The organism is Pantoea sp. X-Soil-OKNW-713 (genome assembly GCF_059730685.1).
Genome location: NZ_AP035995.1, coordinates 3269467 through 3288578 on the forward strand (window position 1 = coordinate 3269467; position 19112 = coordinate 3288578).

Annotated in this window: 16 protein-coding genes; 3 read left to right on the forward strand and 13 right to left on the reverse strand. The window is 55.2% G+C overall.

The window, feature by feature from the left end:
• Positions 1-16: 16 nt before the first annotated feature.
• Both guaA and guaB read right to left on the reverse strand, forming a co-directional pair.
• Positions 17-1597 (reverse strand): glutamine-hydrolyzing GMP synthase, encoded by a 1581-nt coding sequence (guaA, locus tag AC6I8R_RS15315; RefSeq protein ID WP_021184338.1) that lies wholly within the window; start codon positions 1595-1597, stop codon positions 17-19.
• 72 nt (positions 1598-1669) lie between these two features.
• Complete coding sequence (guaB, locus tag AC6I8R_RS15320) at positions 1670-3136, reverse strand: IMP dehydrogenase (RefSeq protein WP_013510071.1); 1467 nt, start codon at positions 3134-3136, stop codon at positions 1670-1672.
• A gap of 170 nt (positions 3137-3306) precedes the next feature.
• On the opposite strand from guaB, the gene xseA reads away from it, so the two are divergent.
• From xseA to AC6I8R_RS15335, 3 genes are all read left to right on the forward strand, one after another.
• A complete protein-coding gene (xseA, locus tag AC6I8R_RS15325; protein ID WP_497832544.1) occupies positions 3307-4665 on the forward strand; it encodes an exodeoxyribonuclease VII large subunit in 1359 nt (452 codons plus the stop codon).
• A gap of 82 nt (positions 4666-4747) precedes the next feature.
• The gene (locus AC6I8R_RS15330; RefSeq protein WP_021184340.1) at positions 4748-5761 is read left to right on the forward strand and encodes a M4 family metallopeptidase; all 1014 of its coding nucleotides are present in this window, start codon (positions 4748-4750) and stop codon (positions 5759-5761) included.
• Complete coding sequence (locus tag AC6I8R_RS15335; RefSeq protein ID WP_497829381.1) at positions 5737-6093, forward strand: protealysin inhibitor emfourin; 357 nt, start codon at positions 5737-5739, stop codon at positions 6091-6093. Before AC6I8R_RS15330 ends, AC6I8R_RS15335 begins: the two co-directional genes overlap by 25 nt.
• 70 nt (positions 6094-6163) lie before the next feature.
• On the opposite strand, the gene AC6I8R_RS15340 is transcribed toward AC6I8R_RS15335, so the two are convergent.
• The 11 genes from AC6I8R_RS15340 to ndk form a co-directional block, all read right to left on the reverse strand.
• Positions 6164-8593 (reverse strand): glucose/quinate/shikimate family membrane-bound PQQ-dependent dehydrogenase, encoded by a 2430-nt coding sequence (locus tag AC6I8R_RS15340; protein WP_021184342.1) that lies wholly within the window; start codon positions 8591-8593, stop codon positions 6164-6166.
• A 382-nt stretch (positions 8594-8975) separates the two neighbouring features.
• Positions 8976-9203 carry a zinc ribbon domain-containing protein gene (locus AC6I8R_RS15345; protein WP_021184343.1) on the reverse strand — a complete coding sequence of 76 codons (228 nt, stop codon included), beginning with the start codon at positions 9201-9203 and terminating at the stop codon, positions 8976-8978.
• 50 nt (positions 9204-9253) lie between these two features.
• A complete protein-coding gene (gene der / locus AC6I8R_RS15350; RefSeq protein ID WP_021184344.1) occupies positions 9254-10744 on the reverse strand; it encodes a ribosome biogenesis GTPase Der in 1491 nt (496 codons plus the stop codon).
• A gap of 156 nt (positions 10745-10900) precedes the next feature.
• Positions 10901-12082 (reverse strand): outer membrane protein assembly factor BamB, encoded by a 1182-nt coding sequence (gene bamB / locus AC6I8R_RS15355; RefSeq protein ID WP_208723819.1) that lies wholly within the window; start codon positions 12080-12082, stop codon positions 10901-10903.
• Between the two features lie 19 nt (positions 12083-12101).
• Positions 12102-12719: a YfgM family protein gene (locus AC6I8R_RS15360; protein ID WP_021184346.1), complete on the reverse strand. Its 618-nt coding sequence runs from the start codon at positions 12717-12719 to the stop codon at positions 12102-12104.
• Between the two features lie 38 nt (positions 12720-12757).
• A complete protein-coding gene (gene hisS / locus AC6I8R_RS15365; RefSeq protein WP_497832545.1) occupies positions 12758-14032 on the reverse strand; it encodes a histidine--tRNA ligase in 1275 nt (424 codons plus the stop codon).
• A 103-nt stretch (positions 14033-14135) separates the two neighbouring features.
• Entirely contained in the window at positions 14136-15257 is a 1122-nt protein-coding gene (ispG, locus tag AC6I8R_RS15370; RefSeq protein ID WP_013510081.1) for a flavodoxin-dependent (E)-4-hydroxy-3-methylbut-2-enyl-diphosphate synthase, read from the reverse strand.
• A 38-nt stretch (positions 15258-15295) separates the two neighbouring features.
• Positions 15296-16321: a cytoskeleton protein RodZ gene (rodZ, locus tag AC6I8R_RS15375; protein ID WP_415174557.1), complete on the reverse strand. Its 1026-nt coding sequence runs from the start codon at positions 16319-16321 to the stop codon at positions 15296-15298.
• Positions 16311-17045 (reverse strand): type IV pilus biogenesis/stability protein PilW, encoded by a 735-nt coding sequence (pilW, locus tag AC6I8R_RS15380; protein WP_415174558.1) that lies wholly within the window; start codon positions 17043-17045, stop codon positions 16311-16313. Before pilW ends, rodZ begins: the two co-directional genes overlap by 11 nt.
• A 78-nt stretch (positions 17046-17123) precedes the next feature.
• Positions 17124-18293 carry a dual-specificity RNA methyltransferase RlmN gene (gene rlmN, locus AC6I8R_RS15385; protein WP_013510084.1) on the reverse strand — a complete coding sequence of 390 codons (1170 nt, stop codon included), beginning with the start codon at positions 18291-18293 and terminating at the stop codon, positions 17124-17126.
• Between the two features lie 169 nt (positions 18294-18462).
• Complete coding sequence (gene ndk / locus AC6I8R_RS15390) at positions 18463-18894, reverse strand: nucleoside-diphosphate kinase (protein WP_007884899.1); 432 nt, start codon at positions 18892-18894, stop codon at positions 18463-18465.
• Between the last annotated feature and the right edge of the window lie 218 nt (positions 18895-19112).

The window sequence follows — 19112 nt, forward strand, 5'->3', positions numbered from 1 at the left end:
GCAACTGAAGTGGGGATTATTCCCACTCAATGGTTGCCGGTGGTTTACCTGAAATATCGTAAACCACACGCGAAATGCCGTTCACTTCGTTGATGATGCGGTTGGAGACACGACCAAGGAAGTCATACGGCAGGTGCGCCCAATGTGCGGTCATAAAGTCGATGGTTTCGACTGCGCGCAGTGACACCACCCAATCGTATTTACGACCATCGCCCATCACCCCCACAGAACGGACCGGCAGGAACACGGTGAACGCCTGGCTGACTTTGTTATACAGGTCAGCTTTATGCAGTTCTTCAATGAAGATGGCATCGGCACGACGCAGCAGGTCGCAATACTCTTTCTTCACTTCGCCCAACACGCGCACGCCAAGGCCCGGACCCGGGAACGGGTGACGATACAGCATGGCATATGGCAGGCCCAGCTCCAGACCGATTTTGCGCACTTCGTCTTTGAACAACTCTTTCAGCGGCTCGACCAGACCCAGCTTCATCTCTTTCGGCAGGCCACCGACGTTGTGGTGCGATTTGATGACATGCGCTTTGCCAGTGGCAGAAGCCGCAGACTCAATCACATCCGGATAGATGGTGCCCTGCGCCAGCCATTTTACGTCAGTCAGTTTGCCCGCTTCTTCGTCGAAGACTTCAACGAATACGCGACCGATGATTTTGCGTTTGGCTTCCGGATCGTTTTCACCCGCCAGCGCTTCAAGGAAACGCGTTTCCGCCGCTACGTGGACAATGTTCAGCCCGAAGTGGTCGCCAAACATCTCCAGCACCTGGTCAGCTTCGTTCAGACGCAGCAGGCCGTTGTCGACGAATACACAGGTCAGACGGTCACCAATCGCGCGGTGCAGCAGCATCGCAGTGACGGAAGAATCCACGCCGCCAGACAGGCCAAGGATGACTTTGTCTTCGCCAACCTGCTCGCGAATACGCTCAACCGCATCTTCGATGATTTTTGCCGGGGTCCACAGCGCTTCACAGCCGCAGATATCGCGCACAAAGCGCTCCAGCATACGCAGCCCCTGACGGGTGTGAGTCACTTCCGGGTGGAACTGCACGCCGTAAAAACGCTTCTCTTCGTTGGCCATGATGGCAAACGGACAGGTTTCGGTGCTGGCGACGGTAACGAAGTCAGCCGGGATGGCAGTCACTTTGTCACCGTGGCTCATCCATACGTCCAGCAGCGGTTTGCCTGCGTCGCTGATGGCATCTTCGATGTCACGAATCAGCGCGCTCGGGGTTGTCACTTCAACCTGCGCATAACCAAACTCACGTTCGGTGGAGCCTTCAACTTTACCACCCAGCTGCATCGCCATGGTCTGCATGCCATAGCACACGCCCAGCACTGGCACACCAGCGTTGAAAACGTATTCCGGTGCACGCGGGCTGTTCAGTTCGGTAGTACTTTCCGGGCCGCCAGAAAGAATGATGCCGTTCGGGTTGAACTGACGAATTTGCTCTTCGGTGACATCCCACGCCCAGAGTTCGCAGTAGACGCCCAGCTCACGCACGCGGCGCGCGACCAGTTGCGTATACTGAGAACCAAAATCGAGGATCAAAATGCGATGTTTATGAATATTTTCAGTCGTCATTGCGGCGTTTCCATTGGGATGGACTTAATAATAAAAGCGCCCGGCTAAAGCCGGGCGGTAAATCTTACGGGATTATGAACCCAAGCGGTAGTTCGGCGACTCTTTGGTGATGGTCACGTCATGGACGTGGCTCTCCTGAATGCCTGCGCCGCTGATGCGCACAAATTCTGCTTTGGTGCGCAGGTCATCGATAGTCGGACAACCGGTCAGCCCCATACAGGAGCGCAAACCGCCCATCTGCTGGTGCACGATCTCTTTCAGACGGCCTTTATAGGCTACGCGACCTTCGATACCTTCCGGCACCAGTTTGTCGGCGGCATTATCGGTCTGGAAGTAACGGTCTGAAGAACCTTTAGACATCGCGCCCAGTGAACCCATGCCACGGTAGGATTTGAATGAACGGCCCTGATACAGCTCGATTTCACCCGGAGATTCTTCCGTACCCGCCAGCATAGAGCCGACCATGACTGCCGCCGCACCGGCTGCGATTGCTTTTGCGATGTCGCCAGAGAAACGGATACCGCCATCAGCAATCACCGGAATACCGGTACCTTCCAGCGCTTCTACCGCGTCAGAAACGGCGGTGATCTGCGGAACACCTACGCCGGTTACGATACGGGTAGTACAGATGGAGCCAGGGCCAATACCCACTTTCACCGCGCTCACACCCGCCTGCGCCAGCGCCAGCGCACCAGCACCGGTGGCAACGTTGCCGCCGATAATCTCGAGGTCCGGGTATTTCGCACGAGTTTCACGGATACGCTGCAACACACCTTCAGAGTGACCGTGTGAGGAGTCGATCAGCAGAACGTCCACGCCTGCCGCAACCAGCGCATCAACACGCTCTTCGTTGCCCGCACCGGCACCTACCGCCGCACCCACACGCAGACGGCCCTGCGCATCTTTACAGGCGTTCGGTTTACGTTCGGCTTTCTGGAAATCTTTAACGGTGATCATGCCCAGCAGGTGGAAGCTGTCATCCACCACCAGCGCTTTCTCAACGCGTTTTTCGTGCATTTTCTGCAACACGATGTCACGGGCTTCGCCCTCTTTCACCGTGACCAGGCGCTCTTTCGGTGTCATCACCGCAGAAACTGGCTGGCTCAGATCGGTCACGAAACGCACGTCACGACCGGTGATGATACCTACCAATTCGTTGTCGGCATTAACCACCGGGTAACCGGCAAAGCCGTTACGCTCGGTCAGTTCTTTCACTTCCGCCAGGGTGGTGGTCGGCAGCACGGTTTGTGGCTCGGTGACCACGCCGCTTTCGTGTTTCTTCACCTTGCGAACTTCATCCGCCTGGCGCTCAATTGACATGTTTTTGTGGATAAAGCCCAGACCACCTTCCTGTGCCAGCGCGATCGCCAGACCGGCTTCGGTCACGGTGTCCATCGCTGCGGAGAGCATAGGGATGTTCAGACGAATGTTTTTCGTCAGTTGGGTGCTGAGATCGGCCGTGTTAGGCAGAACGGTAGAATGAGCAGGAACGAGCAGAACGTCGTCAAATGTGAGTGCTTCTTTAGCGATTCGTAGCATGGCAATATCTCAACCTGGGGGTGAATGAGAACAGATAAAATATTGCCGCGGCATTATACAGGCCGAAATCGGTTGCCTCCAGTGTTTTTTCAGAAAAACTCTTGATCCCCTGTACCAGCCATGTAGTATCGGTTAATTAACCCTCTGATTTGATATTTGATCTCCATCACATGTCGCTACCGCCAACCGCCAATATTTTTACTGTCAGCCGCCTGAATACCACGGTGCGCCAACTGCTGGAAAATGAAATGGGCCTGGTGTGGCTCAGCGCCGAGATCTCCAACTTTACCCAACCGGCATCCGGCCACTGGTACTTCACCCTGAAGGATGATGGTGCCCAGGTACGCTGTGCCATGTTCCGTAACAGCAACCGTCGGGTGGCCTTTCGCCCCCAGCACGGTCAGCAGGTGCTGGTGCGTGCCAGTATCACGCTGTACGAACCGCGTGGCGACTATCAACTGATTATCGAAAGCATGCATCCGGCCGGTGAAGGCGTGTTGCAGCAGCAGTTCGAACAGTTGAAAACCCGGCTGGCGGCAGAGGGTTTATTTGATCAGCAATTTAAACAACCGTTGCCGGACCCGGCACGCCAGGTTGGGGTGATCACATCGGCAACCGGCGCAGCGCTCCACGATGTGCTGCGCGTGCTGCACCGTCGTGACCCTTCCCTGCCGGTGGTGATTTATCCCACCGCGGTGCAGGGAGTGGATGCCCCCGCTGCGATTGTGCGCGCCATTGAACTGGCAAACCTGCGTGATGAATGTGATGTGCTGATTGTCGGACGCGGTGGCGGTTCGCTGGAAGATTTGTGGAGCTTCAACGACGAACGCGTGGCGCGCGCCATTTTTGCCAGCCGCTTGCCGATTGTCAGCGCAGTCGGCCACGAAACTGATGTCACCATCGCCGATTTTGTTGCCGACCTGCGTGCGCCAACCCCCTCAGCCGCCGCTGAGCTGGTGAGCCGTAATCAGCTGGAATTGTTGCGCCGTCTGCAATCTCAGCAGCAACGCCTGGAAATGGCGATGGATTACTATCTGGCGCAGCAGCAGCGCCGCTACACGCGTATTCTGCATCGCTTGCAGCAGCAACACCCGCAACTGCGGCTGGCACGACAAAACACCGCCCTGCTGCAATTGCAGCAGAAACTCCATGACGCAATGGATCAGCGTCTGCGTAGCGCCAGTCGTCAACAGGATCGTCTGCTACAACGCCTGAACGCACAGCAGCCACAGCCACGTATTTTGCGTGCTCAGCAACAGCTACAGCAGTGGCAATATCGGCTGCAACAGGGAATGCAGAACCAGTTAAATCAGCATCGTCAGCGCTTCGGCACGCTGGCGGCACAGCTTGAAGGGGTCAGCCCGTTGGCGACCCTGGCGCGTGGCTTTAGCGTCACCACGGATACCCAGGGCCATGTGGTGAAGAAAATACAGCAGCTGAGCAAAGGCGATCTGCTACGCACCCGGCTGGATGATGGTTGGGTGGAAAGTGAAGTGACCGCCCTTACCCCTCGTAAGTCTGCGCAATAAATCGCAAAACCTTGCGCGATAAATCGCGCCGCTACGGGCCTTGCTATACTTTCTGACACATTCATCTGTCAGGGAGTCTGATATGCCTTACAGCGTGATTCCGCCTTACATGTTGCGCAATATTATTGCGCATGGCTCCGCTCCACAGCAGGATTATGCACGCCGCACGCTGACCCATGTTCAACATCTGATGGCCGAACACAAACGCACCACCTCCCCCAACAGCGCGGCCACACCCGGCCAGGTGGTGCGTGCGATTTACGATGCCGAACATACGCAAAATCTGCCCGGCACGCTGTTACGCCAGGAAGGCCAGCCTGGCAACGGTGACGTGGCAGCAGAAGAAGCCTGGGACTATCTCGGGATCACTTACGATTTCTACTGGCAAATCTATCAACGTAACTCGCTGGATAACCGGGGGTTAAAACTGGACGGCACCGTGCATTACGGCAAGGAGTATCAGAACGCATTCTGGAACGGCCAGCAAATGGTGTTCGGTGACGGCGATGGTGAGATCTTTAATCGTTTTACCATCGCCATCGACGTAGTGGCGCATGAACTAACCCACGGCGTGACCGAAAGCGAAGCCGGGTTGGTTTATTTCTCACAGTCGGGTGCGCTGAATGAGTCGATGTCGGATGTGTTCGGTTCGCTGGTAAAACAATTTCACCAGCAGCAAACCGCCGATCAGGCCGACTGGATCATCGGTGAAGGATTGCTGGCAAAAGGGATCAACGGACGCGGCCTGCGCTCCATGTCAGCGCCTGGCACGGCGTATGACGATCCGATGTTAGGAAAAGATCCGCAACCTGCCGATATGGCCCATTACATCGAGACCCGTGATGATAATGGTGGCGTACACCTCAACTCCGGGATTCCTAACCGGGCATTTTATCTCGCTGCCAAAGCGCTGGGCGGTTTTGCCTGGGAACTGGCGGGTCAGGCATGGTATGACACGTTATGTGACCGTAGCCTGCCGCAGGATGCGAATTTCAGCACCTTTGCTGGCTTTACCATCCAGCATGCCAGCAAACGCTTTAATCGCTCGGTGGCGGATGCAATTCAATCTGCATGGCAGGAGGTAGGTGTGATGTGAACATTCCCCCACTCACCGATGATGCGATTATTGAACTGGCCCGCGAGGGTGGGCTGGCTTTTATCCCACGTTTACGTGGCGAACGCCGTTTTGCCCTGGCGCAATTGCCTGAACCACAAAAACATCGGGTATGCAGCGTGCTTGAGCAGGCGATGTCACTGGGTGAACCAGAAGATCAGGCTGCCAGCATGGGGCGTGGCGATCAACGCTATTTTCGCCTGCAAATCAGCTATGCCACCCATCAGCAGTCAGGAACGATTGTGATACTGATTCCTGAGCAGGTTGCACCACCCGAGCTGGAAGCGCTGTGGCGAGATGGCGAACAGGCATAAAAAAAGGACCGGCGATGTCGGTCCTTTTTTCGTTTACCCGGCCAGCAGGCACTGGCCGAGGCAGTGACGGTTACGGCAGAGCGTAGGCGATCACGTAATCACCACGGTCCGGAGACTGACGAGCACCACCTGCGGAGATCAGGATGTACTGTTTGCCGGTTTTCGGAGACACGTAGCTGATCGGGCCACCCTGGCTACCTACTGGCAGACGGGCTTTCCACACTTCTTTACCGGTTGAGCTGTCAAACGCACGCAGGTAGTAATCCTGAGTACCGGCGAAGAATACCAGGCCACCCTGCGTTGCCAGAGAGCCACCCAGCGTCGGCATACCAATAGGCATCTGAGCGTGCATCTTGATACCGAACGGACCGGTATCCTGCACCGTACCTACCGGCACCTGCCAGACAATCTGACGGGTCTTCATATCAATCGCAGACATGGTACCGAACGGCGGAGCCTGGCACGGAATACCCAGCGGAGACATAAAGCGGTTTTTGTTGACTGCATACGGTGTGCCTTTCAGCGGCACCGCACCCATACCGGTGTTCACCGCTTCGCCACCATTGCTGGTAGCTGCTTTGCTGGTGTCCTGCGGCACCATCTGCACCCACAGGCCCAGACGCATATCGTTGACGAACATGTACTGGTTGTTCGGATCAAACGAGATGCTACCCCAGTTCATACCACCCAGTGAGCCCGGGAAGCTGAGGGACACATCGGTGTCCGGCACGGTAAACAGGCCGTTGTAACGCATGGATTTGAAGCTGATACGACACATCAGTTGGTCGAACGGCGTAGCACCCCACATATCAGACTCTTTCAGGGTCTGGTTACCGATGTTCGGCATTTCTACCGAGTGCGGTTGGGTTTTGGTGTATTGCTCGTTCGGGATGTGGCCCTGCGGCATCGGCAGTTCTTCAACTTTGGTCAAAGGCTTGCCGGTCAGGCGGTCCAGTACCCAGATCATACCGGTTTTCGCACCGATCACGACCGCAGGCTTAGTGGTGCCATCCTTCATCGGGAAGTCAACCAGGCTCGGCTGCATCGGCAGGTCGAAGTCCCACAGATCGTTATGGACGGTCTGGTAAACCCACTTCTCTTTACCGGTAGTCGCATCAAGCGCCAGAATAGATGCGCCGTATTTGTGATCCAGTTTGGTACGATCTGCACCATACAGGTCAACAGACGAGCTACCCATCGGCAGGAACACGGTGTTCATCGCCGGATCGTAGGACATTGGTGCCCAGGAGTTCGGGGTGCTGCGGGTATAGTCTTTGCCCGGCATCAGTACGGCATTCGGGTCCACGTTGCCTGGGTCAAACGCCCAACGCATCTGGCCAGTGATGACGTCGAAGCCACGCAGTACGCCGCCCGGCATGTCGGTTTGCACGTTATCAGCAACACGACCGCCCACCACTACAGTGGTACCTGCCATCGCAGGCGCGGAAGTCAGCTGATACTGCGGGTCTGGTGCGTTGCCGAGGCCCGCTTTCAGATCCACCACGCCGTGGTTACCGAAATCTTCACAGAACTCACCGTTGTCAGCGTTGATAGCAATCAGACGCGCATCGATGGTGTTCATCAGGATGCGACGCTGACAGGTATCACCCGCCGCCAGAGTCACCGGGGTCACCGGCGTTGAGCCAGGTTGAGTCGGTTGCGTCAGCGGTTTGGTCGCGTCAAAGTACGCCAGACCACGGCAGCGGTTCCACACCTGAGACTGGGCGTTGATTTCACGTTTCCAGATCTGCTTACCGGTATCAGCCGCAACCGCAATCACGTTGTTGTGTGGCGTACACAGGTACAGGGTGTTGCCAACCTGCAACGGGGTTTCCTGATCTTCCGCGCCGTTACCGGTCGGGCTGATCGGGGTATCACCAGTGTGGAACGTCCAGGCGACTTGCAGATCCTTGACGTTATCACGCGTGATCTGGTCCAACGCCACAAAGCGATTACCACCCGGGGTGTTACCGTAATTGTCCCAGTCTTTCTGCTGTTTCGCTTTATCCACCGGAATCAGCGGCAGCTCTTTGCCTTCAAAAGCCACGGTCGGATGAGGCTGGAACATCTGAACAAAGGTCACCACCATGCCCACGGCAATCACCGCAGACAGCGCGTAAGAGACTTTAGCCAGCGAGGTTTTGCCCTCAGCTTTGCGCAATGCAGGCCAGGTCAGGAACGCCAGCAGCATCAGGCCAGCAGGGACCATCAGGCGTGAAACCAGCGGCCAGAATACCCAACCCGCATCCACCAGCGCCCAAATCAGGGTGCCAGCGAAGACCAGAATAAACAGGGTAACGGCTGAAGATTTACGACGGAAGAATTGAACCGCCGACAGCAGCATAACAATACCGCTGATCAGGAAGTACCAGCTGCCGCCAAGAGAAACCAGCTTACCACCGCCGATGGCGAAGAACAGGCCAACGGCCAACAGGACCAGTCCGAACAATACAGACCAGATGCTCAACCCTTTACAGGGGCGAGCGGGATTTTCTGCCATAACACAAACTCTCCTGAAAAAATAAAGCGCAGGTGCCAGATATGGGTGTTTTCCGGTCACAGATCCCGTGCCCTGCCTGTGGCAGGAATCGTTTCGTTTACGTCTTTATTTTAGAACTATTGGTACGGGTGCGACGCCCGAGATGCAGTCTTGTGAGGAAGGACACAGCGAAGCGCTATTGATGTTCGCCACAAGGCGGCAGGATTGTACCACCTGGTACATTAAAAAGTGAACATCCATAACGCAGGAGTTACTGGGCAATAGCATTTTTGCTACAAATCCAGTCGTAACTTATTAAAATTTAAGAAGCTGAAATAGCATATTTCCGTAGCGGCGCGATTTATCGCGCATTTTTTAGCACAACGCGCGATAAATCGCGCCGCTACGATTCGGCGACGTCGGGGATAAACGTCACCCGCTTTTTCGAAATCAGGCCGTCGCCGTGCTGGCAAAAATAATCCACTGCGCCACAGGCTTTCAGCACCTGCAACGGTTGATGGCAATCCGGGCAGATGGCGATCTCACCAAAATGGCTACCGCAGTGGCGACAATCGAATCCCGCATCGCTGTGGGTGAGTAATTGCTGACAGTTGGGGCAATGGGCGCTCATATCGTTCTCCAGACAGATAAAAAATGAGGGCCAATCTGGCCCTCATCATCTTATTTCTTGTTCTTTTTCAGGTGCGCCATCAGACGCTTACGTTTACGCTGCTGCGTTGGCGTCAGCAGATTACGTTTGCCTGCATAGGGGTTATCCCCTTCTTTGAACTGAATACGAATCGGCGTACCCATAACGTTCAGTGAACGGCGGAAGTAGTTCATCAGATAACGTTTGTAGGAATCAGGCAGATCCTTCACCTGGTTACCATGAATCACCACAATCGGCGGGTTATAACCACCGGCATGCGCGTATTTAAGCTTCACGCGACGACCACGCACCAGCGGCGGCTGATGGTCTTCGGCAGCCATATTCATGATGCGCGTCAGCATCGAGGTATTCACACGCTTGGTGGAACAATCGTAAGCTTCGGTCACTGACTCAAACAGGTTACCCACACCACTGCCGTGCAGGGCCGAGATAAAGTGCACACGCGCGAAGTCGATAAAGCCCAGACGGAAATCCAGCGTCTCTTTCACTTCATCTTTCACTTCCTGCGACAGGCCATCCCATTTGTTGACCACGATGACCAGTGAGCGCCCACTGTTCAGGATAAAGCCCAACAGCGACAGGTCCTGATCGGAAATGCCCGCACGCGCATCAATCACCAGCATCACTACGTTAGCGTCTTCAATCGCCTGTAGGGTCTTAATTACCGAGAATTTCTCCACGGTGTCGGTGATTTTTCCGCGTTTACGTACACCGGCGGTGTCGATCAGAATATATTCACGATCGTCACGCTCCATCGGAATGTAGATGCTGTCACGCGTGGTACCTGGCATGTCATACACCACCACACGGTCTTCACCGAGGATACGGTTAGTAAGCGTTGACTTACCCACGTTAGGACGGCCCACAATCGCCAGTTTGATCGGCAGCGTGGTCGGGTCGAAGTCATCTTCTTCCTCATCGATCAGCGTCTCACCGTTCTCTTCTGCCGCTAACGCCGCCCAGTAGGCTTCGTTTTCGTCCTCTTCGCTGACTTCCAGCGGTGCCACTTCGTCCATCCACGGCAGCAGTGCCGTTTCCAGCAGCGATGTCACGCCACGACCATGAGAGGCCGCGATTGCATGAATCTCACCGAGGCCGAGCGCGTAGAAATCCAGCACCGCCGCTTCCGGATCAAGACCGTCCGTTTTGTTCGCCACCAGGAACGTAGCCTTCTCACGCGCCCGCAGGTGATTGGCGATCTGCTGATCGGCTGGCATCACACCCGCACGGGCATCCACCAGGAACAACACCACATCCGCTTCTTCAATCGCCAGCAGCGATTGTTCCGCCATGCGGTTTTCGACGCCTTCTTCAGTGCCATCGATACCACCGGTATCAATAACAATAAATTCGCGCCCTTCAACTTCGGCGCGACCATATTTGCGATCGCGAGTCAGTCCAGGAAAATCCGCCACCAGCGCATCACGGGTGCGCGTTAAGCGGTTAAACAGCGTAGATTTTCCCACATTGGGACGCCCAACCAGCGCGACCACAGGTACCATAACACTTGCCTCAGTTTTTAAAATTTAATCGCCCGAATGGCGTGATTATAACGGCATTTGCCGTAAGGTTCAGGCTGAAGGCGCTAAGAATACCATAAAAACGAAACGGCCCCTGAACAATCAGGAGCCGTCGTAACCTACAGCCAGACCAGGCCCTTAACGGGAGATGGCGTAAACCTCACCGTCTTTTGACTGAATCAGCAGCTTGTCACCCGCTACCACCGGTTCGGTCTGGAAGCCGGAGCTGTCGAGTTTCTGCTGTGCCACAAAGCGGCCATCCAGCGTATTGATCCAGTGCACGTAGCCTTCACTGTCACCCACCACCAGGTAGCCGTCAAACAGCACCGGGGAAGTCAGGTTACGGTGCAGCAACTCACTCTGACGCCAGATAGCCACACCGCCATCGGCGTTCAGCGCATCGACACGGTCATTCTGGTCAACCAGGTAAATACGGCCACCATCAACAATCAGATCTTTCACGCCACCAATTTCGCGTTTCCAGATAATCTGGCCTGAACGCAGGTCCAGCGCCGTCAGGTTGCCGTTGTAGGCCAGCGCGTAAACCACGCCATTGACGATCACCGGCGTGGTATCGACATCGTTCAGACGATCGATCTCAGTGGCACCACTTGGCTGCGAAATACGCTGCTGCCAAATCAACTGCCCCTGGTTCATGATCACTGCACTGACGCGACCATTGTCACCGCCAACAATCGCACCGCCGAAGGCAACGGCTGGCGCGGATTCACCACGCAGTGACAGCGCTGGCATATCCAGGTTGACGCTCCACTTGATGGCACCGGTGGCCTGATCCAGTCCCTGCAACTGACCGTTGCTGGTGTGAATCAGTACCAGGCCATCGCTGACCACCGGACGCGACAACGCTTCACCCGCGACCTTCGTCTGCCAGGCAATGCTGCCATCGCTGGTGTTCAGTGCAAAGACCTGACCGCGTTCACTACCGATAAAGATGTGATCGCCGTTCGCGGTGACACCACCTGACAGCAGAGCGGAGATGTTTTTCGAGAAGAAGCCGGTCTTCTCAGAGAGATTCACTTTCCATTTTTCTTTGCCGTTGCTGGCATCAAGCGCTTTCACCACGCCAAAGCGGTCAGCCGCATAGACGGTACCGTCCTGCCAGGCCGGATGCAGATTGGAGTAGAAATCACCCACACCATCGCCAACCGAGGTACTCCACGCGGTTTGCGGCGTAAACTGGTTTTCAACCTTCGGCAGCGGGGCCATTTTCACTACATCTTCTTCGCCGCTGAACAGCGAGCAACCGCTGAGCAGGGTGACTGAAATCAGCCCTGGCAGCAGGTATTTACGTAATTCCATGTGCGCTCTCTTGACTGGCTTAACTTAAGTTATTCATCTTCATCTGCAACATTTGCTTCAGTGCCGGAGAAGCTTGCGACTCCGCACCTTTGCTCCAGGCATCACGCGCGCCCTGCTTGTCGCCTTTGCTCAGCAGCGCTTCGCCACGAATGTCCGCTACGATAGCTGTCCAGCCATCACCCTTAACATTGTTGAGGGTAGAAAGTGCGGCATCGGCCTGATTTTGTTGCAGTTGAATGCGTGCCAGACGCAGGTTAATGACCGCCTGCAGGTTGGCATCTTTGGTATCTTTCAGCCCGCTCTGCAACAGAGCGATAGCTTTGTCCAGCTGGTTGGTCTCAACGTACTGCTTCGCCAGGTCCAGAGACGCCAGCGCACCGTAGGTGTTGTTGTTTGCACTGGCAAAACTGGCAACCGCTTCCAGCGTTTGCGGCTTATCAGCCTGCATGGCACTGGTCAGCTGCTGATACTGTGCTGAGGCTGCTTTATCGGCGCCTGCTTGATGGCTGGCCCAAAAACGCCAGCCGCCCAATGCTGCGATACCGATGACAACGCCTACCGCCAGCGCCTTGCCATTGTTGGCAAAAAAGCGACGCAGCGCATCAACCTGTTCGTTTTCGTTGCTGTAAACTTCCACGCAATCTTTCTCCTAAAAATGGCTGTTGCGATGCACGCTTACTGCAACAGCGTGCGCAACGTCGCGGCGGCTTCACTCTGGGCCAGCGTCTGCTGATCGCCGGTACGCAGGTCTTTAATCACTACCTGCCCGGTTGCCACTTCATCTTCACCCAGCACCAGCGCAATGCGCGCGCCCCACTTGTCTGCACGGGCAAACTGCTTTTTGAAGTTACCACCACCGAAGTTAGTCATCAGCTTCAATTGGGGGTCAGCATCACGCAGTTTTTCCGCCAGTTGCATCGCGGCAGACTGTACGCCCTGCCCCGAAGCGATAACATAGACATCAACAATGCGCGTCGGTTCAAATTCCGGGTTAACGGCCTGAACCAGCAACACCATGCGCTCCATTCCCATGGCAAATCCAACGGCTGGCGTCGCGCGGCCACCCAGTTGTTCCACCAGGCCATCATAGCGACCACCCGCACACACTGTGCCTTGTGAACCCAGCGCACTGGTCACCCACTCAAACACGGTACGGTTGTAATAGTCGAGACCACGCACCAGGCGTTGGTTGATGCTGTACTTGATACCGGCATCATCCAGCAGAGCACACAAGCCACTGAAGTGCACGCGGGAGTCTTCATCAAGGAAGTCACCCAGCGTCGGCGCATCATTCAACAGCTGCTGGACGTCCGGATTCTTGCTATCAAGCACACGCAGTGGATTGGTGTACATGCGGCGTTTGCAATCTTCGTCCAGCACCTCTTTGTGCTTTTCGAGGAAGGCCACCAGCGCGTCACGATAGTTGGCACGCGCTTCCAGGGAACCGATAGAGTTCAGCTCCAGTTGGACATGGTCGGCGATACCCAGCGCTTTCCACCAGCGCGCGGTCATCATAATCAGTTCCGCGTCAATATCGGGTCCTTGCAGACCAAACACTTCCGCACCCATCTGGTGGAACTGACGGTAACGACCTTTCTGGGGACGCTCATAACGGAACATCGGGCCCATGTACCACAGACGCTGCTCCTGGTTATACAGCAAACCGTGTTCGATACCGGCGCGCACGCAGCCCGCCGTGCCTTCAGGACGCAGCGTCAGGCTTTCGCCATTGCGGTCCTCAAAGGTGTACATCTCTTTTTCAACCACGTCGGTGACTTCACCAATCGCGCGGCTGAACAACGGAGTCTGCTCAACGATCGGCAGGCGAATTTCACTGAAACCATAGCTGGCCAGCACCTGCTTGAGCGTACCTTCAATACGCTGCCAGATTGCCGTATCTGCTGGCAGGTAATCGTTCATCCCGCGAATCGCTTGAATATTCTTCGCCACGTTAGAATCTCTTAAGACAAAAAAACCTGTCCGGCATCATACCTTATGAGGATGAAACCGCACAGGTTCAATCACAAACGGGTACGCGGATGCGTACCTTCCCTTATTTTTCCAGCTGCTGCACGTTGATGCGACGGCTTTCGTCCAGCATCGATGCCTTGGCACGAATACGCGCCTCCAGCTGGTCGATCATGTCCTGATTGTCGAGGCGGTCGCGCTGACGCACGCCATCTTCGTAGAAACCACTTTTCTTATTACCGCCGGTTACACCGAGCGTGGAGACGGTCGCTTCGCCAGGTCCGTTGACCACGCATCCAATAATCGAGACATCCATCGGCGTGATGATGTCTTCAAGGCGTTCCTCGAGCGCATTCACTGTACCGATCACATCAAACTCCTGACGCGAACAGGTCGGACAGGCAATAAAGTTGATGCCGCGTGAGCGAATACGCAGTGATTTGAGGATGTCATAACCGACTTTGACTTCTTCCACCGGATCGGCCGCCAACGAAATACGCAGCGTATCGCCGATTCCTTCAGACAGCAGCAGCCCTAAACCGATAGCGGATTTCACCGCACCAGCACGCGCGCCACCCGCTTCAGTGATCCCGAGGTGCAGCGGTTGATCAATGGCTTTCGCCAGCAGGCGATAAGATTCCACCGCGAGGAAGACATCCGATGCTTTGACGCTGACTTTGAACTGATCAAAGTTGAGACGATCGAGGTGATCCACATGGCGCATCGCCGATTCCAGCAGCGCCTGCGGCGTGGGTTCGCCGTACTTTTCCTGCAAATCTTTTTCCAGTGAACCGGCGTTAACGCCGATACGGATCGGAATGTTGTAGTGACGTGCGCAATCCACTACCTGACGAATACGCTCGTTGTTGCCAATATTGCCTGGGTTAATACGCAGACAATCGACACCGTATTCCGCGACTTTCAGTGCAATGCGGTAGTCAAAGTGAATATCCGCCACCAGCGGCACATTGACCTGTTGCTTAATCAGTTTGAAGGCTTCCGCCGCATCCATCGTCGGCACTGAGACACGGACGATATCAACGCCCACGCGCTCCAGCGCTTTGATCTGATTGACCGTCGCTTCAACATCCGTGGTGCGGGTGTTGGTCATCGACTGAACGGCAATAGGCGCACCATCGCCGACTGGCACCTTGCCGACGTAAATCCGCGTTGATTTGCGACGGATAATGGGTGCTTCGTTATGCATATTCTCTCTCCACAATTGCCCGGCAGGTGAGGTGCGCGTTATTGCGCACCCACGGTCAGACGAGCAACCTGGTTATTACGGATAAAACGACTTAAATCAACGGGCTGATTCTGATATTGCACCTGCACAGCCGCTGGCGCACCAATTTTCAGACGATACGGAGGCTGACCGGCAAGGCTGAGTTTACCGCCGCTGCGTTGCAGGCCGCTGAACAGCTTTTTACCGCTCGCGTCGGTCACTTCCAGCCAGCAGTCAGCACTGAAGTTCATCACCAGCGCGTTTGGATCGCTCGGTGCCTGGCTTACGCCAGCGCCACCGGTAGGCAACTGACCTTCCACACTATTGACCGGCGCAGGAGAGGTCGCAGGTGGCGGTGTGGTATCGACCGGAGCCTGGCTCGGGGATACCACCGCGTTGTCATTGCTTTGTGCGGCTGGCGCAGCAGGCGTTGTTGCTGGCGCAGTGCTGCCCTGAGCGGAGGTGTCCGGGGTAGCTACCGCACCCGCACCGTTATCCACTGGTGTGCCGGCACCGTTAGTATCGGCATCGGCAGTGGTGTCGTTGCTGCTGTTCTCGCCCAACGGAATTGACTGGCTGTTATCGCTGTTGCTGCCGTTCTGATCAGCCATCGATACCAGCTCCTCCTGAGAGGCTTTATGGTTCTGCCACCACCAGGCACCGGTTAAACCGATGACGACAAAGATCACCAACCAGGTGAAGATCATCAGCCAGCCATCACGTTTCTTACGGCGTTTACCCAAGGAGAAGCTCTGCATCGGCTCGATTTTGGCGGCACGTACCGGTGCCTGTTTCGCCATCATCGGCAACAAGTCGTCCTCCGGTACATGCACCAGACGCGCATAGGAGCGAATGTAGCCGCGCAGGAAAGTGGAGGCTAAATCGGCTGGCGACTTGTCCTCTTCAATATCACGTACGGTGGAAAGTTTCAGGCACAGGCGTTCGGCGACGTTTTGCTGGGTCAGCCCCATCTGCTCACGGGCCAGTCGCAGGCGTTCACCTGTGGAATGTACTGCAGATTTCTCTTGAGTGGCTTCAGTATTCATTAGCTAAATAACGCTGGTACTGTATCGATTGTGGAAAACTTCGCGCCAACCGGTCGCCATAACGTGTAACGTCAGCAGCGTTTCCCTGTTGCGCGGCGAAACGTATCTGTAACCATAAACTGTCTGCACTGGCAGGCAGCCTGTGGTCATAAACCTCTAAGAGCAGTGAAACCTTGTTCCACGCTTGCTGATCAAACTGCCTTTCAGCCTCCGCCAGCAGTTGCCTGCCCTGCTCCGGTGCTTCATCCAACGCGCGAGTTAATTGCCCCCGCGCAGCGGCATTATCTTCAGCTTGCAGGTAACAATAGCCCGAAAATAATAATGCATCGTGACGGGCGTCGGGTTCCTGCGCATCAGCCGCTAACTTAAACTGTTGATGCGATTCGTCATACTGCCTCAAACCGCAGAGAAACGCACCGTAATTGTTAGCGACGTAACCGTTGGCAGGAGCCAGTTGCTGCGCGCGCTGGTAGTACCAACGCGTTTGCGCGATATTCTGCTGCGCCTGAGCCACGCGTGCAAGCGCCAAAGGAACACGATAGTCCTGTGGCGCAGCTTGTTGTGCTCGCAGCAAATTACGCTGCGCAGACGGAAAATCCTGCACCGCCAGATAGTGCAATCCAAGCTGCAAACGAATATCTGCCGCGCCCTGATGCGCGGGCTCACTGACACAACCGGTTACAACAAAGCCTGCCAATAATACTGCCGGTAATCCCTTACTCATTGTCCGTTCTCCCTGAGTGATTCAGGCGGAAGAGACTGACATGAGTTGCGCCCGGTGAATATCACCAGGCGCGGAGTTTCAGAGCGCCTTCACAGAGATGGCTTCACCGGCCATCTTTTTACGCATGGTACGTTTAGTACGGTCGATAACATCGCCCGCTAACTGACCACAGGCGGCATCAATATCGTCACCACGAGTTTTACGCACGATGGTGGTGAAACCGTACTCCATCAAGACTTTAGAGAAACGATCAACGCGACTGTTGGAGCTGCGGCCATACGGCGCACCCGGGAAGGGGTTCCACGGAATCAGGTTGATTTTACTCGGCGTATCTTTCAGCAATTCGGCCAACTGATGGGCATCGTCAGTGCTGTCATTAACATGATCCAGCAGCACGTATTCGATAGTGACGCGTCCCTGGTTAGCATTCGACTTCGCCAGGTAACGTTTCACCGCCGCGAGGAAGGTTTCAATGTTGTATTTCTTGTTAATCGGCACGATGTCATCGCGCAGCTTGTCGTTCGGTGCGTGCAGTGAGATCGCCAATGCGACGTCAATCATATCGCCCAGCTTATCCAGCGCCGGAACCACACCCGAGGTCGACAGGGTTACACGACGTTTGGACAGACCAAAACCGAAGTCATCCAGCATGATTTCCATCGCCGGTACAACGTTGTTGAGGTTCAGCAACGGTTCGCCCATGCCCATCATCACCACGTTGGTGATCGGACGCTGGCCGGTCACTTTGGCGGCACCGATAATTTTCGCCGCACGCCACACCTGACCGATAATTTCTGATACGCGCAGGTTACGGTTAAAACCTTGCTGCGCCGTCGAACAGAATTTGCACTCCAGTGCACAACCTACCTGGGAAGAGACGCACAGCGTAGCGCGGTCATCTTCCGGGATGTACACGGTTTCCACCAGTTGGTCGCCCACGCGGATCGCCCATTTGATGGTGCCATCGCTGGATCGCTTCTCTTCAGCCACTTCCGGGGCGCGAATCTCAGTGAGCTGCATCAGTTTGCCACGCAGCACTTTGTTGATGTCAGTCATCTGCTCGAAATCATCGCAGCAGTAGTGATACATCCACTTCATTACCTGATCGGCACGAAATGGTTTTTCACCCAGTGAAACAAAGAATTCGCGCATTTGCTGACGGTTGAGATCCAGCAGGTTAATTTTTTCGTTTTTTGGGGAGACAACCACGGGGGAAGCGGACGACGGCGTCACAATCTGTTCGGACATAATGTTCTCTGGCCTCGTTGTTACACGTTATGGCTCTGGTTAAGAATAGGAAAAAAACAGCGCCCTTGCTGAGCAGGCTCAACAAGGGCGCATAATTGTACTACATCTGCGGCATGATGCCAGGGGAACAGATTTACACCGGGTTAAAAGGTGTAAACCTTGCGCCACCTTAGCGAGTGCGCGGGCAGACTTCGTTTTCAGCGAAGAAGTACGCGATTTCACGCGCAGCGGATTCTGCTGAATCTGAACCGTGAGTGGCGTTCTCGGTGAAGCTGTCTGCGTAGTCAGCACGCAGAGTGCCTGCCAGCGCGTTGTCCGGGTTGGTTGCACCCATCAGATCACGGTGACGCTGAACAGCGTTTTCACCTTCCAGTACAGAAACCACAACCGGACCAGAGGTCATGAATTCAACCAAACCGTCGAAGAACGGACGGCCTTTGTGCTCCGCGTAGAAGCCTTCAGCCTGCTCTTTGGTCAGGTGCAGCATTTTAGCGCCAACGATTTTGAAGCCCGCGCTTTCAAAACGGTTGTAGATTGCACCAATCACGTTCTTGGCGACAGCGTTTGGTTTAACGATTGAGAAAGTACGTTCGATTGCCATGTTGACCTCTATATTTAGCATCCTGAAGAAACCGGGAACCCGCCCGGTAAGAAAACGGGGCGATTATAGGGACATCATCGGGCGTTGCCTATCGTCGATCAGAGGAATTATTGAAAATAATTGATTTTTGTCGGGGCAAGCCGACCAAAAATGTGCCATACCCGGATGACCATCCCCAACTTTCTCCTTACTAACCCTTGAGATAGCGTCCACATTCC